This window comes from Glutamicibacter nicotianae (genome assembly GCF_006539525.1).
GTDB classification, from domain to species: domain Bacteria; phylum Actinomycetota; class Actinomycetes; order Actinomycetales; family Micrococcaceae; genus Glutamicibacter; species Glutamicibacter nicotianae.
Genome location: NZ_BJNE01000003.1, coordinates 121641 through 135656, shown reverse-complemented (window position 1 = coordinate 135656; position 14016 = coordinate 121641). Strand labels below are relative to the sequence as shown.

The window sequence follows — 14016 nt, the reverse complement described above, 5'->3', positions numbered from 1 at the left end:
CCCTATTCACCACCTTCACGACGCACGATGCGTGCCTTCATTGGCAGCTTGTGGATTGCAAGACGCAATGCCTCTTTAGCTACCTCTTCACTGACGCCACCGAGTTCAAACATGACTCGTCCTGGCTTGACGTTGGCGACCCACCACTCCGGCGAACCCTTACCGGAACCCATGCGGGTTTCGGCAGGCTTCTTGGTCAGCGGACGGTCTGGGTAGATGTTGATCCAGACCTTACCGCCACGCTTGATGTAACGGGTCATGGCGATACGAGCGGCTTCGATCTGACGGTTAGTCACGTAAGCCGGGGTCAACGCCTGGATACCGAACTCACCGAATGCTACGGTGGTGCCGCCCTTAGCAGCGCCCGAACGCTTCGGGTGGTGCTGCTTGCGGAACTTCACACGACGTGGGATAAGCATTTAAGCCTGTCCTCCTTCCGCAGCCGGAGCTGCAGCGCCCTTGCGATCGTTGCGACGACGGCGTTCGCCGCCACGTGGACGGTCGTTGCCGCCACGGCCTCCACGAGCTGGAGCAGCAGCCTGCTGTGCAGCCAGTTCCTTGGCGGTAACGTCACCCTTGTAGATCCAGACCTTCACGCCGATGCGGCCGAAGGTGGTCTTGGCTTCGAACTTGCCGAAGTCGATGTTCGCGCGCAGGGTGTGCAGCGGCACACGGCCTTCGCGGTAGAACTCCTTGCGGGACATTTCTGCGCCGCCAAGTCGACCGGAGCACTGAACGCGGATGCCCTTGGCACCAGCGCGCATTGCCGACTGCATTGCCTTCTTCATCGCACGGCGGAAAGCCACGCGGGAAGCAAGCTGCTCGGCAATGCCCTGGGCGACCAGCATGGCCTCCATGTCAGGGTTCTTGACCTCGAGGATGTTCAGCTGAACCTGCTTCTTGGTGAGCTTTTCCAGCTCGCCGCGAATGCGGTCAGCTTCTGCGCCGCGACGACCAATGACGATACCTGGACGTGCAGTGTGGATATCCACACGTACGCGGTCACGGGTACGCTCGATCTCGACGCGGGCGATGCCAGCGCGGTCCATGCCGTTAGACAGCAGGGCGCGGATCTGGACATCTTCCTTCACGTAGTCAGCGTAGCGCTGGCCTGGCTTGCTGGAATCAGCGAACCAGTGGGAAACGTGATCGGTGGTGATGCCGAGACGGAAACCGTTCGGGTTAATCTTCTGTCCCATTTAGTTCTCCCCACCCTTCTGCGTGGTTGAAACAACCACAGTCACGTGGCTGGTGCGCTTCTTGATCTGGAATGCGCGACCCTGTGCACGCGGCTGGAACCGCTTCATGGTCGGACCTTCGTCAACAAACGCTTCGCTGATAAACAGCTCGTCCTCATTGAATGCTTCACCTGCGCGGTCCGCGGCGGCACGGGCGTTAGCCACTGCCGATGCGACAACCTTGTATACCGGCTCCGAAGCTGCCTGTGGGGCAAACTTCAAGATGGCCAGTGCCTCGTTGGTCTGCAGACCACGAACAAGGTTGACGACGCGCCGGGCCTTCATAGGCGTTACGCGGATGTGACGCGCAATTGCCTTGGCTTCCATTGCTATCCTTCTCTCGTCTATCGAAGAAGTGCTAAGCGATACTAGTACCCTCGCGGGGCCTAGCGGCGCTTGCCCTTCTTGTCGTCCTTCACGTGGCCACGGAACGTACGGGTTGGGGCAAACTCTCCGAGCTTGTGTCCAACCATCGATTCGGTGACGAACACTGGGATGTGCTTGCGACCGTCGTGTACGGCGATGGTGTGTCCCAGCATGTCCGGGATGATCATCGAACGGCGGGACCACGTCTTGATGACGTTCTTGGTGCCCTTTTCGTTTTCAGCAACGACCTTCAGGAACAGGTGCTGATCGACGAAGGGGCCTTTCTTCAGGCTGCGTGGCATGTTTCCAGGCTCCTATCGCTTGTTCTTGCCGGTCTTGCGGCGACGCACAATGAGCTTGTCGCTTTCCTTGTTTGGACGACGGGTGCGTCCCTCACGCTTACCGTTAGGGTTGACCGGGTGACGACCACCGGAGGTCTTGCCTTCACCGCCACCATGTGGGTGGTCAACTGGGTTCATGACAACACCGCGAACGGTTGGGCGTACGCCCTTCCAGCGCATACGGCCGGCCTTGCCCCAGTTGATGTTGATCTGCTCAGCGTTGCCAACTTCGCCGATGGTTGCGCGGCAGCGCACATCAACGTTGCGGATTTCGCCCGAAGGCAAACGCAGCTGAGCGTAGCGGCCCTCGCGGGCTACCAGCTGGATCGATGCACCAGCGGAACGAGCCATCTTGGCGCCGCCGCCTGGGCGGAGCTCAACAGCGTGGATCACGGTACCAACCGGGATGTTACGCAGTGGCAGGTTGTTGCCTGGCTTGATGTCGGCGTTTGCGCCGGCCTCAATAGCATCGCCCTGCTTCAGGTTGTTCGGTGCGATGATGTAGCGCTTGGTGCCGTCCACGTAGTGGAGCAGCGCGATGCGTGCGGTACGGTTCGGGTCGTACTCGATGTGAGCGACCTTTGCCGGAACGCCGTCCTTGTCGTGACGACGGAAGTCGATCACGCGGTAGGCGCGCTTGTGTCCGCCACCCTTGTGACGGGTGGTGATCTTACCGGAGTTGTTACGGCCGCCTGACTTGGTCAGTGGACGAACCAACGACTTTTCCGGAGTCGATCGGGTGATTTCTGCGAAGTCGGCTACCGACGAGCCGCGAAGGCCCGGGGTAGTCGGCTTGTACTTACGAATTCCCATTATTTATATTCCTCGTTAAAGTGGTCTCCGCTTAGGAAAGCGGACCGCCGAAGATGTCAATCGAGCCGTCCTTCAAGGTGACGATGGCGCGCTTGGTGTTCTTGCGCGCACCCCACCCGAAGCGGGTGCGCTTGCGCTTGCCAGCTCGGTTGATGGTGTTAACGGAGTCAACCTTGACGTTGAAGATGGCTTCAACGGCGTACTTGATTTCCGACTTGTTGGAGCCTGGTGCCACCTCGAAGGTGTACTGACCTTCGTCGATCAGACCGTAGCTCTTTTCCGATACGACAGGTGCGATGACCACGTCGTGTGGAGCCTTTGAGAACGCGCTCACTTGGCTTCCTCCTTCTGGACCAGGGCATCGAAGGCAGCCTTGGTGAAGACTACGTCATCCGAAACCAGAACATCATAGGTGTTCAGCTGGTCGACGTACAGAACGTGCACATTGACGAGGTTGCGAACCGAGAGGGCAGCAACATCGTTGGCGCGATCGATGACGACAAGCAGGTTCTTGCGCTCGGTGAGCGAACGCAAGGTAGCCAGAGCTTCCTTGGTCGAAGGCGTTTCGCCAGCAACCAGGTTCTCAATCACGTGGACGCGATCGAAGCGTGCGCGATCAGACAGGGCGCCGCGCAGTGCAGCAGCCTTCATCTTCTTCGGGGTACGCTGCGAGTAGTCACGTGGGGTTGGACCGTGGACAATGCCACCGCCGGTCATGTGCGGAGCACGGATCGAACCCTGGCGGGCGCGGCCGGTACCCTTCTGCTTGAACGGCTTGCGACCTGCACCCGAAACCTCGGAGCGGTCCTTGGTCTTGTGGGTACCCTGGCGGGCAGCAGCAAGCTGTGCGACGACAACCTGGTGCAGCAGCGGGACGTTGGTCTGTACGTCGAAGATCTCTGCAGGCAGTTCGACGTTAAGTGCCTTAGTCATTTACTTATGCTCCCTTCACGGCGTTGCGTACGAGAACGACGCGGCCGCGGGCGCCTGGAACGGCACCCTTGATCAGCAGGAGGTTCTTCTCAACGTCGATAGCGTGAATGGTCAGGTTCTGAGTGGTAACACGCTCAGCACCCATGCGACCGGCCATCTTCTGTCCGCGGAATACGCGACCTGGGGTCGATGCGCCGCCGATGGAACCTGGCTTACGGTGGTTCTTGTGAGCACCGTGCGATGCGCCAACACCGGAGAAGTTGTGGCGCTTCATAACGCCGGCGAAGCCCTTACCCTTCGAGGTGCCTACGACGTCGACCTTCTGGCCGGCTTCGAAGACCTCTACGGAGAGCTCCTGGCCTGCGGTGTACTCGGCAGCGTCTGCGGTGCGCAGTTCTACCAGGTGGCGACGTGGGGTAACGCCAGCAGCCTCGAAGTGGCCAGCCATTGGCTTGGTGACCTTGCGAGGATCGATCTGGCCGTAGCCGATCTGAACTGCGGTGTAGCCATCGCGCTCTTCAGTGATGAGCTTGGTGACAACGTTGCTGTCAGCCTGCACGACGGTGACAGGGATCAGGTTGTTGTTCGAATCCCAAACCTGGGTCATGCCGAGCTTCGTGCCCAGCAGGCCCTTGAAATTACGGGTTGCGGTCATAGTTTTCTCGCCACCTCCCCTTAAAGCTTGATTTCGATGTTGACATCCGCTGGCAGGTCGAGACGCATCAGCGAATCAACAGCCTTCGGGGTCGGATCAACGATGTCGATCAGACGCTTGTGCGTGCGCATTTCGAAGTGCTCACGGCTGTCCTTGTACTTGTGTGGCGAACGGATAACGCAGTACACGTTCTTCTCCGTTGGCAGCGGCACTGGGCCGACTACGGTTGCGCCTGCGCGCGTGACCGTCTCAACGATCTTCCGGGCCGAAACGTCAATGACCTCGTGGTCATACGACTTCAGCCGGATGCGGATTTTCTGTCCCGCCATGGCGTCATGCCTCTTTCTGTTAGCACTATCTAAAGTTTCTGTGCCTATATACGGGTCCTTCCGGACCGGCACGCCTTGCTCTGCGGCTGAATCCGGATCAGATCCGGGTTCCTCACCCGCAGGAGGCTCCGACCCCCGCGCTCGGGCGTGTCGTGAAAATTTCAGTCACAAAACACCCACAAAGTTTTCACCTTATCGAGGGGCCTTATAATTTGAAGCAGTTGTATCGATCCCGAACCCCAGGCATTATCCTGCGTGAGAGTCGATCCCGGTCGTTCAAACCAGATCCGGTTACCCTATAAATGGGGACCGGGTTGCACTGAAGCAACTTATCTAGTCTGACAGGTCGGCCACGATCGCGCAAATCTTTTATGCCTATCCGTGCCCGTGATCTTGACCTCACGACGGCTCTGGCCCATCCTGTCCGGTCCGCTCCGGCCCCGCAGGCATCGGTGGATCTGCCAGGCTCCCCTGCTTCGCCGGCACGGATTCCTGCTTGTCAACCTTCACCAGCTTGAAGACCGCGGCGGCAATCAGCCCCAGGCCGATGACCACCAGCCAGAGGAACGCCAGGTCACGCAGGAACCACAAGACTGCCAGGGTGATGGCTGCCGCACCCCACCAGATGAACAGCCGTTCCCCCAGCTTCAGCCCCCACGCCACCAGTGCGCCGAAGAAGACCAGGCCGATCACCTGGGCTGCACCATTGGATTCGACCAGCGCCGTCAGCAAAGCCAGGCTGCCGGCGGCCGATGCAGCCAGCAGGTAGATCTTCTGCAATCGCGCATCGGCTCTGACATTGCGCCACACCACCAGCACTACTGCAACAATGCAGGCATAGGCTGCCACGCTGCTGGCCCGCGGTGCGCCGGCGATCTGCGCATAGCTGCTGAGCGAGAGCAGGGCCCCGAGGAGAATGAAGCCGTCCACTCCGAAAGTCACCAGCGCCTGGGGAAGCTCGTAGAGCCGCACCAGCACCGCAACACCGAAGATGAGCAGCCCACCGCCGACCACCTGCCATGTTGCGCCAGCGTCGAGGTGGCCGATCCCACCTGCCAGCAGCAACGCGAAGAGCATGCCAGCAAAATACAATCGCGAAGCAGCACCGGGCGGATCCGCATGAAGGCGGCCGAAGCGAGGATATCCCGGTGTTGGTTCCTTCATTCGCCCATGGAAGATGGCAAGCAGATACAGCACCATGCCCGTGCCCGCCAGCGCCCATGCGGCATCCATCAGTTCCATCATCAAGGCGCCACCAGCTTGCCGCACTTCGAAGACCGCACGCAGGATTGCCACAGCCAGCATGATGCTCGATCCGGCGGCATACCAGGCACTCGAACGCGTGTGCACCATGAGGATGAACGCGCAAGCCATTAACAAGTGCGCAGCAACTGCCCACCAAGAACCTGCCTGCCATGCGGCGGCCCATACCGCAGGAAGGAAGATAGCCAGCGCCACGGCCAGCGAATACTGCTTCTTGGCACGCAAACGCCATTCAAGGATGAGTGCGCCGAGGCCCACCGCCAGCAGCATGGCGCAAGCAGCTTGCGAACTCCACCAGATGGTGCGGACCCACCCGGTCGCATCGGGCATCGCCAGCGCCGGAATGCTGATCAGCAGGATCAGCGACAGAATCGGGGCCAGCAGATAGAGCTGCCGCTTCACTATCGCCAGACCGGTCTCAGCCTTGAATGCAGCCAGTCCGTGCAGCCCGAAGAACAAGCAGGCAAGGAGAACCGCTCCCCGATCCAAGCCGCCGGCGAACTGCCCGTAAGCCAACGTTGCCGCTGGAATGCCCGCCAGCAGGCCAACTGCCATCCACCGCAATTCGCTACGCAGCGCATTGCCTCTGCGGATGCTGGCCAGCAACCGGACCAATTGCGGGATGGCCACCGAAACCAGCAGCAGGCAGAACCGGCCGTGGATATCGAATTCCATGCTGTAGGCAAGCCACCACACCATGGAGCTGAAGAGCACTTGGGCCAACGCGGCGTAGATGACCTTCCACCGCTGATTGCTGCTGCGGCGCAGGCACCAGATGAAATAACCCAAGGAAGCCGCCCCGATGAAAATCGCCAGCGGCCAGAAATGCCTGCCGAAGCTGAGCGCATAGAGCCCCAGCAGCAGTCCGGCTGCCCCCAGGCTGATCGACTGTCCCAGCTCGGGTCGCTGGACAGCAAGGTCTCGAAGCCGCCACCCCGAGGCAATGACCAGGCCCGCTGCAACCACCAAGCCGACGATGAACCAAGCCAGCGAGCTGAGCCCGAGGAACGCCATGGAACTTGCACCGTAGCCATCTTCGCCCCTGGTTGACAGGATTCTCAGGCCGAGCAGCAGTACCACGCCGAGCAGCGCCGAAGCACCCACACGCCCCAGCCGGTGCGCCTGCGCCAATCCTCGTTCCAGCAAGGATCGGCTCGCCAGATTCGCCACCCACAAGATGAACATCACCAGGAGCACTGCAATCAACGAGGCGGTGCCATTCGCAGATCCGTCACCATCGGTCGTGAGCTCCTGGAGCGCCGCGCCGAGCACTCCTGCGCCAATCAGCTCCAGTACCCAGCGCACGTGGCCGGTGATTTCCTTAAGCAGGCTGCGAGTGCGGCGATGCGCCAGCGAAAGACCGACCAGTGCCAGCACGAAAGCCGGCAGCGGACGCCAGCTGTAATTCTGCAGATCCACCAGCGTCACGAGCGGAAGTACCGCAATGGCACCAATTTCCAGCTTGGTTCCGCGCAGCAGGCCCGGGACTGCCAACGCCATGAAGACGGGGACCGCGATGCAGCTGAGCATGAAGGCTTCGAAGCCCTCTGCGGCAAAGTACGCGAAGAAGACGGACGCAATCCCGGCGCTCCACAGCACCGCGCGTTCAATTTGCAAGTGCTTGAGTGCCAATCCCAATCTCTGCCGATAGCCGGTAGCCCAGCGCAGGACTGCCACGGCCTGGAGTCCCAATGCGCAGGCAAGCACCAGCCAGGTGCTCGTTGCGGTCAAGCCAAGATAGTTGCAGCCGGACACGAGCATGGCCATGAACGAGGCGCGGGCAGCATACGTGCGAAGCAAACGCCGGTTGACGAGCAGCCTGACACTGATCAGCAACTGGGCGGTGAGCAAGGCGAAGATCCAGAACAGATCCCGGCTGGTGAGCATCTCGACAAGGATCGCCGCCAGCACGAAGACGAACGCAGGCAGCAGCTGCGCGGTGCCGATCAGCGCTTGGAAGAAGATCGACGCGCGGATCCTTTCGCTGCGTGCGGCGAGAAGCATCAGCACGATCGAGAGCACCAGAAGGATCAGCATGTAGTAGAGGACTCCGCGCTGCATGGTGGCCGCGCCTGCCATGGCGGTGCTGACCAGAATCAGCACGGCCACCCAGGCCAAAACACGGGACTTGAGCGCCAGCGTCGCATAGCCCACTGCTACCGTGCCGATGGCCGAGAATATCAGCCAGGTCGCTGGCCCGGAGAGCTCCAGCGTGCTATGCGTGGCGATGGCGCACAACGGCAGCAAGGCCAAACCGGTGCCGGCGAAAGCGGCACCCGCTGGCCGCAAGGAAGGCTTTACAGAATAGGTGATCAGACCGCCGCCGTAGAACGCAGCCGAGAGCAGGAAGAGGGCAATGAGCTTGGAGAGCGGTGGCAACGCGAAGCTCAGGAATAGCGCGCCGGCAGCAACGATCATCAGAGCCGCGACGTAGAGCGTGATATTGATATTGCGCAATTCGCGCTCGCGCTTGGTCAGGGCCTTCATCGGCTTTGCCGGCACCGCAGACCCGGTCGCCGCCGCGGGGGCAGGAGCGCGGTAGGCGGAAGCTGCATTAGCAGGAACTCGCTGGAGGTACGGCTGGCTGCCACGAACCGCCTCGGCCCCTGATACGACCGGCGCGGCGTCGTTGACGGCTGCTTGTTGCGGCTGCGCGGGTTGCGCATTATCCGGCGGTACCGGGCCCCCTGGGGCCCCCAGGGCTTCGTCGACGGCTGGCTCCGCGGGAGCCTTCCCACCGGATTGCCCCAAGTATCTGACGGCCTCGTCGTAGCCTCTCTGCCAGGCTTCACCCAGAGCATCCAGCTGTTGCGGGCTGTGCGAAGCAGCCCGTTTTCCTTGGCGTCGGCCAAGGCCGAAGGCCAGCAGGATCAAGATGATAGATACGATGACCCAGCCGATCATTGAAGCCACTCCCCCAGTTAATGAATTGGTGCGCTCTCCAATTAGACCACCTTCTAGATATATTCACTAGCTGACGCTCTCAATTAACCAAAAAAATCCCCCAGCACATAAGTGCTGGGGGATTTTCTCAGTCCGCTAGGGAACTACACCGTCAAGTAATGACTACTTGGTGATGGAGGTAACCTTGCCCGAACCAACGGTGCGGCCGCCTTCGCGAATTGCGAAGCCGAGGCCCTCTTCCATAGCGATTGGCTGGATCAGCTCAACCGACATTTCGGTGTTGTCGCCTGGCATAACCATTTCGGTGCCCTCTGGGAGGGTGATAACGCCGGTAACGTCGGTGGTGCGGAAGTAGAACTGCGGACGGTAGTTCGAGTAGAACGGGTTGTGACGTCCGCCTTCGTCCTTCGACAGGATGTAGACGTTAGCTTCGAAGTTGGTGTGCGGGGTGATCGAGCCTGGGGCTACGACAACCTGGCCGCGCTCAACATCGTCGCGCTTCAGACCGCGAAGCAGCAGACCACAGTTCTCGCCTGCCCATGCTTCGTCGAGCTGCTTGTGGAACATCTCGATACCGGTAACGGTGGTCTTCTGGATTGGGCGGATGCCGACAATCTCAACTTCCGAGTTGATTGCCAGGGTGCCACGCTCGGCGCGACCGGTAACAACGGTACCGCGGCCGGTGATGGTGAAGACATCTTCAATTGGCATCAGGAATGGCTTGTCGCGGTCGCGAACTGGATCCGGGATGAAGCTGTCAGCTGCGTCCATCAGTTCCTCAACTGCTGCAACCCACTTTGGATCGCCTTCCAGAGCCTTCAGGCCCGAAACGCGGATCACTGGAGCGTCGTCGCCATCGAAGCCCTGCGAGGACAGAAGTTCGCGAACTTCCATCTCCACGAGCTCGAGCAGCTCTTCGTCCTCAACCATGTCCGACTTGTTCAGTGCGACCATCAGGGTTGGAACACCAACCTGGCGGGCCAGCAGAACGTGCTCGCGGGTCTGAGCCATTGGGCCATCGGTGGCGGCAACAACGAGGATTGCGCCGTCCATCTGTGCAGCACCGGTGATCATGTTCTTGACATAGTCAGCGTGACCTGGAGCGTCTACGTGTGCGTAGTGGCGCTTCTCGGTCTGGTACTCGATGTGCGAGATGTTGATGGTAATACCGCGCTGGCGCTCTTCCGGTGCCGAGTCGATGTTAGCGAAGTCGCGCTGTTCGTTCAGGTCTGGGTACTTGTCAGCCAGAACCTTGGAGATAGCCGCGGTCAGAGTGGTCTTACCGTGGTCAACGTGACCGATGGTACCAATGTTGACGTGCGGCTTGTTGCGCTCGAACTTTGCCTTTGCCACAAGTTCCTCCTAGAAACATTTACAGAAGACATTCTTCGTCTGCGCGGTTCGCAAACGAACTAGAAATAGTCTACTGGGGGCTTGGATAATTTAGGAAATTCCGGTCCTCTGCGGGACCTGCATTGTGATGCAAATCCCTCGTTGGCCGTTTGCGGCGCCGGCTCCGTTTCCCAACGGAACCGGCCCGCGATCGGCCACTTCCCCGCAATGGGGGTCACGGCCAGGTTTATTCCGAGACGATTACTCGCCGCGGGACTTCTGGATGATCTCGTCGGCTACTGCCTTCGGAACCTCAGAGTAGCTGTCGAAGGTCATCGAGTAAACTGCGCGACCCTGGGTCTTGGAACGCAGGTCACCAATGTAACCGAACATCTCGGACAGCGGCACACCAGCGCGGATGACCTTGACGCCAGCAGCGTCGGACATCTCCTGGATGGAACCACGGCGGGAGTTCAAGTCACCGATAACGTCGCCCATGTACTCTTCTGGGGTACGGACTTCAACGCTCATCAGTGGTTCAAGCAGAACAGGGTTAGCGCGGCGTGCGCCTTCCTTGAATACCTGGGAACCAGCGATCTTGAAGGCCATTTCCGAGGAGTCGACATCGTGGTAAGCACCATCGATGAGGGTAGCCTTGACACCAACCAGTGGGTAGCCTGCGAGGATACCGTACTGCATTGCGTCCTGGATACCTGCGTCGACCGAAGGAATGTACTCGCGAGGAACGCGACCACCGGTAACAGCGTTCTTGAACTCGTAGGTTACGCCGTCGACAACTTCCAGAGGCTCGAACGAGACCTGGACCTTTGCGAACTGGCCCGAACCACCGGTCTGCTTCTTGTGGGTGAAGTCGACCTTCTCCACAGCCTTCTTGATGGTTTCGCGGTATGCAACCTGCGGCTTGCCAACGTTGGCCTCAACGCGGAATTCGCGCTTCATGCGGTCAACGAGGATGTCCAGGTGAAGCTCGCCCATGCCGCCGATTTCGGTCTGGCCGGTGTCTTCGTTCAGGGACACGGTGAAAGTTGGGTCTTCTGCGGACAGCTTCTGGATAGCGGTCGACAGCTTTTCCTGGTCACCCTTGGTCTTTGGTTCGATGGCCACGAAGATCACTGGATCCGGGAAGGTCATCGATTCGAGGACGATTGGGTTCTGCGGATCGCACAGGGTGTCACCGGTGGTGGTGTCCTTCAGGCCGATCACAGCGTAGATGTGACCTGCGTGGATCTCATCTACCGGCTGCTCCTTGTTGGAGTGCATCTGGAAGAGCTTGCCAACGCGTTCCTTCTTCTGCTTGGTGGAGTTCAGCAGCTGCGCGCCGGACTCTACCTTGCCGGAGTAAACGCGGATGAAGTTCAACTGGCCGAAGAATGGGTGAGCGGCAATCTTGAATGCCAGTGCCGAGAATGGTGCATCCTCGGAAGGCTCGCGAGTGAGCTCGATTTCTTCGTTCTTTGGATCGTGACCGACCATTGCGCCCACGTCGAGCGGGCTTGGCAGGAAGTCGACAACAGCGTCGAGCATTGGCTGCACGCCGCGGTTCTTGAACGCCGAACCACAGAATACCGGGTAAGCTTCCGAGTTCACGGTCAGCTTGCGGATGCCAGCCTTCAGTTCCTCGAGGGAGATCTCTTCGCCTTCGAGGTACTTCTCCATGAGCTCTTCAGATGCCTCAGCGACATCTTCAACCAGCTTGGCGCGGTACTCTTCAGCCTTTTCCTGCAGGTCTGCAGGGATTTCGCGGGTCTCGTAAGCGGCGCCCAGCGAAACGTCGCCCTTGGCGTCGCCTTCCCAAACGAAAGCCTTCATGGTCAGCAGGTCGACAACACCGATGAAGTCCGACTCGGAACCGATTGGCAGCTGCATGACCAGCGGCTTGGCACCCAGGCGGTTGATGATGGTGTCTACGGTGAAGTAGAAGTCAGCACCCAGCTTGTCCATCTTGTTGACGAAGCAGATACGTGGAACGTTGTACTTGTCAGCCTGGCGCCAAACGGTCTCGGACTGAGGCTCAACGCCTTCCTTGCCATCGAAGACGGCAACGGCGCCATCGAGCACGCGCAGCGAGCGCTCCACCTCAACGGTGAAGTCAACGTGGCCCGGGGTATCGATGATGTTGATCTGGTTCTTGTTCCAGAAGCAGGTCACGGCCGCGGAGGTAATGGTGATACCGCGTTCCTTTTCCTGCTCCATCCAGTCGGTGGTCGAAGCACCGTCGTGGGTTTCACCGAGCTTGTGGTTCACACCCGTGTAGAAAAGGATGCGCTCAGTAGTAGTGGTCTTACCGGCGTCAATGTGAGCCATGATGCCGATATTGCGGACCTTGTTAAGGTCAGTAAGCACGTCCTGTGCCACGTTGTCTCCCTATAAGGTGAGGCCGGAATCGCTGGGCATCGGTTGATGCCCAGCTTTTCCGAGCGGTTCTTACCAGCGGTAGTGGGCGAAGGCCTTGTTGGACTCAGCCATCTTGTGAGTGTCTTCGCGACGCTTCACAGCGGCACCCAGACCGTTCGATGCGTCCAGGATCTCGTTCATCAAACGTTCGATCATGGTCTTCTCGCGGCGAGCCTTCGAGTAGCCAACCAGCCAGCGCAGAGCCAGTGCGGTTGCACGGCCTGGCTTGACCTCAACAGGAACCTGGTAGGTAGCGCCACCGACACGGCGGGAACGAACCTCGAGGGCTGGACGGATGTTGTCCATGGCCTTCTTGAGGGTCGAAACAGCATCGGTGCCGGACTTTGCCGCGGCACCTTCGAGTGCACCATAAACAATGCGCTCTGCAGTGGACTTCTTGCCGTCTACGAGAACCTTGTTGATCAGCTGGGTGACCAATGGGGAATCGAAGACTGGATCAGAAACTAGTGGGCGCTTTGGCGCCGGACCCTTACGAGGCATTACTTACCATCCTTCTTTGCACCGTAGCGGGAACGAGCCTGCTTACGATCCTTCACACCCTGGGTATCCAGAGCACCACGAACAATCTTGTAGCGGACACCTGGAAGGTCCTTCACACGACCACCGCGAACGAGCACGATGGAGTGTTCCTGCAGGTTGTGTCCGACACCTGGAATGTAAGCGGTAACTTCGACGCCACCGGCAAGGCGCACACGTGCGACCTTACGCAGAGCCGAGTTTGGCTTCTTCGGGGTGGTGGTGTACACACGGGTGCACACGCCACGGCGCATTGGGTTGCCCTTAAGGGCAGGGGCCTTGGTCTTGACGACCTTAGGCGAGCGGCCCTTGCGGACCAGCTGCTGAATAGTAGGCACTTTCGTGTCCTTCCATTGTCTAAGTTCTTCGGCAACACGACGAAAACGCCTAAGCCTAGAAAAGTTTTAGCGCTTCGCAATGTAGCTAGCTGCTTGCTTTACCGCGCACTCAGAATCAAAAGTCCCTAGGCGTGCGAAAGTGTGGCATTCGTTGCGCAACCTACCCGCAACCCGGACGGAGTCCATTTTGCCACACATAAAACAATTGATCTCAGTCTAGCATTAATCCACCGAGCCACCATGTACAGTAAGCTAACTCACCGCGAAGGCCCCGCTCGCCCTTCCGCCATCGAGCCGGTTTGGGTAGTGACCACGCTATCTGCCGCAGCTGAACGCCACTGGGCCGCCAGGTGAAAACTACCTGAACCCGGCGCTGGCGACTGCTTGTTGACCACCTGCTACCGGCCGCCGGTTCTATCGTCACCGTAAACCGGTAGTCAAATCATCCAGAAGATTCATCACCTCATTATCTGCGCTGCCCGCAGCCCACTTCTCCCCCAGTAGACGGCTGCAGTCCCGGTTAAACGCCCAATGCCTGCCCGCACAGTGTGC

At 59.6% G+C, this 14016-nt stretch carries 14 protein-coding genes; all 14 read right to left on the bottom strand.

The window, feature by feature from the left end; all coding sequences use genetic code 11:
- Positions 1-2: 2 nt before the first annotated feature.
- The 14 genes from rplP to rpsL all read right to left on the bottom strand — a co-directional run bounded on the left by rplP (position 3) and on the right by rpsL (position 13464).
- Positions 3-419 (bottom strand): 50S ribosomal protein L16, encoded by a 417-nt coding sequence (gene rplP / locus ANI01nite_RS05370; protein ID WP_022874131.1) that lies wholly within the window; start codon positions 417-419, stop codon positions 3-5.
- Positions 420-1199, bottom strand: coding sequence for a 30S ribosomal protein S3 (rpsC, locus tag ANI01nite_RS05365; RefSeq protein ID WP_038992194.1), 780 nt, complete (start codon positions 1197-1199; stop codon positions 420-422).
- A complete protein-coding gene (gene rplV / locus ANI01nite_RS05360) occupies positions 1200-1565 on the bottom strand; it encodes a 50S ribosomal protein L22 (protein ID WP_013349683.1) in 366 nt (121 codons plus the stop codon).
- 59 nt (positions 1566-1624) lie between these two features.
- A complete protein-coding gene (gene rpsS, locus ANI01nite_RS05355; protein WP_022874134.1) occupies positions 1625-1906 on the bottom strand; it encodes a 30S ribosomal protein S19 in 282 nt (93 codons plus the stop codon).
- Between the two features lie 12 nt (positions 1907-1918).
- Complete coding sequence (gene rplB, locus ANI01nite_RS05350) at positions 1919-2758, bottom strand: 50S ribosomal protein L2 (RefSeq protein WP_038992195.1); 840 nt, start codon at positions 2756-2758, stop codon at positions 1919-1921.
- A gap of 31 nt (positions 2759-2789) precedes the next feature.
- A complete protein-coding gene (gene rplW, locus ANI01nite_RS05345) occupies positions 2790-3092 on the bottom strand; it encodes a 50S ribosomal protein L23 (protein ID WP_038992196.1) in 303 nt (100 codons plus the stop codon).
- Positions 3089-3691, bottom strand: a complete 603-nt coding sequence (gene rplD / locus ANI01nite_RS05340) for a 50S ribosomal protein L4 (RefSeq protein ID WP_038992197.1) — start codon at positions 3689-3691, stop codon at positions 3089-3091. The genes rplW and rplD overlap by 4 nt, the downstream gene beginning before the upstream one ends.
- A 4-nt stretch (positions 3692-3695) precedes the next feature.
- A complete protein-coding gene (gene rplC, locus ANI01nite_RS05335; RefSeq protein WP_038992198.1) occupies positions 3696-4346 on the bottom strand; it encodes a 50S ribosomal protein L3 in 651 nt (216 codons plus the stop codon).
- Positions 4347-4366: 20 nt separating this feature from the next.
- The gene (gene rpsJ / locus ANI01nite_RS05330; RefSeq protein WP_013349689.1) at positions 4367-4675 is read right to left on the bottom strand and encodes a 30S ribosomal protein S10; all 309 of its coding nucleotides are present in this window, start codon (positions 4673-4675) and stop codon (positions 4367-4369) included.
- Positions 4676-5074: 399 nt separating this feature from the next.
- Positions 5075-8851 (bottom strand): hypothetical protein, encoded by a 3777-nt coding sequence (locus ANI01nite_RS05325; RefSeq protein ID WP_141356561.1) that lies wholly within the window; start codon positions 8849-8851, stop codon positions 5075-5077.
- Between the two features lie 153 nt (positions 8852-9004).
- Positions 9005-10195 carry an elongation factor Tu gene (gene tuf / locus ANI01nite_RS05320; RefSeq protein WP_038992200.1) on the bottom strand — a complete coding sequence of 397 codons (1191 nt, stop codon included), beginning with the start codon at positions 10193-10195 and terminating at the stop codon, positions 9005-9007.
- A gap of 240 nt (positions 10196-10435) precedes the next feature.
- Positions 10436-12550, bottom strand: a complete 2115-nt coding sequence (gene fusA, locus ANI01nite_RS05315) for an elongation factor G (protein WP_038992202.1) — start codon at positions 12548-12550, stop codon at positions 10436-10438.
- Positions 12551-12619: 69 nt separating this feature from the next.
- Entirely contained in the window at positions 12620-13090 is a 471-nt protein-coding gene (gene rpsG, locus ANI01nite_RS05310) for a 30S ribosomal protein S7 (RefSeq protein WP_038992204.1), read from the bottom strand.
- Positions 13090-13464 carry a 30S ribosomal protein S12 gene (gene rpsL, locus ANI01nite_RS05305; protein ID WP_013349694.1) on the bottom strand — a complete coding sequence of 125 codons (375 nt, stop codon included), beginning with the start codon at positions 13462-13464 and terminating at the stop codon, positions 13090-13092. The genes rpsG and rpsL overlap by 1 nt, the downstream gene beginning before the upstream one ends.
- Positions 13465-14016: the final 552 nt, after the last annotated feature.

Excerpts from the sequence above, each read along its gene's own strand:
- rplP (WP_022874131.1), bottom strand. The coding sequence starts at position 419 with ATGCTTATCCCACGTCGTGTGAAGTTCCGCAAGCAGCACCACCCGAAG.
- rpsC (WP_038992194.1), bottom strand. The coding sequence starts at position 1,199 with ATGGGACAGAAGATTAACCCGAACGGTTTCCGTCTCGGCATCACCACC.
- rplV (WP_013349683.1), bottom strand. The coding sequence starts at position 1,565 with ATGGAAGCCAAGGCAATTGCGCGTCACATCCGCGTAACGCCTATGAAG.
- rpsS (WP_022874134.1), bottom strand. The coding sequence starts at position 1,906 with ATGCCACGCAGCCTGAAGAAAGGCCCCTTCGTCGATCAGCACCTGTTC.
- rplB (WP_038992195.1), bottom strand. The coding sequence starts at position 2,758 with ATGGGAATTCGTAAGTACAAGCCGACTACCCCGGGCCTTCGCGGCTCG.
- rplD (WP_038992197.1), bottom strand. The coding sequence starts at position 3,691 with ATGACTAAGGCACTTAACGTCGAACTGCCTGCAGAGATCTTCGACGTA.
- rplC (WP_038992198.1), bottom strand. The coding sequence starts at position 4,346 with ATGACCGCAACCCGTAATTTCAAGGGCCTGCTGGGCACGAAGCTCGGC.
- rpsJ (WP_013349689.1), bottom strand. The coding sequence starts at position 4,675 with ATGGCGGGACAGAAAATCCGCATCCGGCTGAAGTCGTATGACCACGAG.
- rpsG (WP_038992204.1), bottom strand. The coding sequence starts at position 13,090 with ATGCCTCGTAAGGGTCCGGCGCCAAAGCGCCCACTAGTTTCTGATCCA.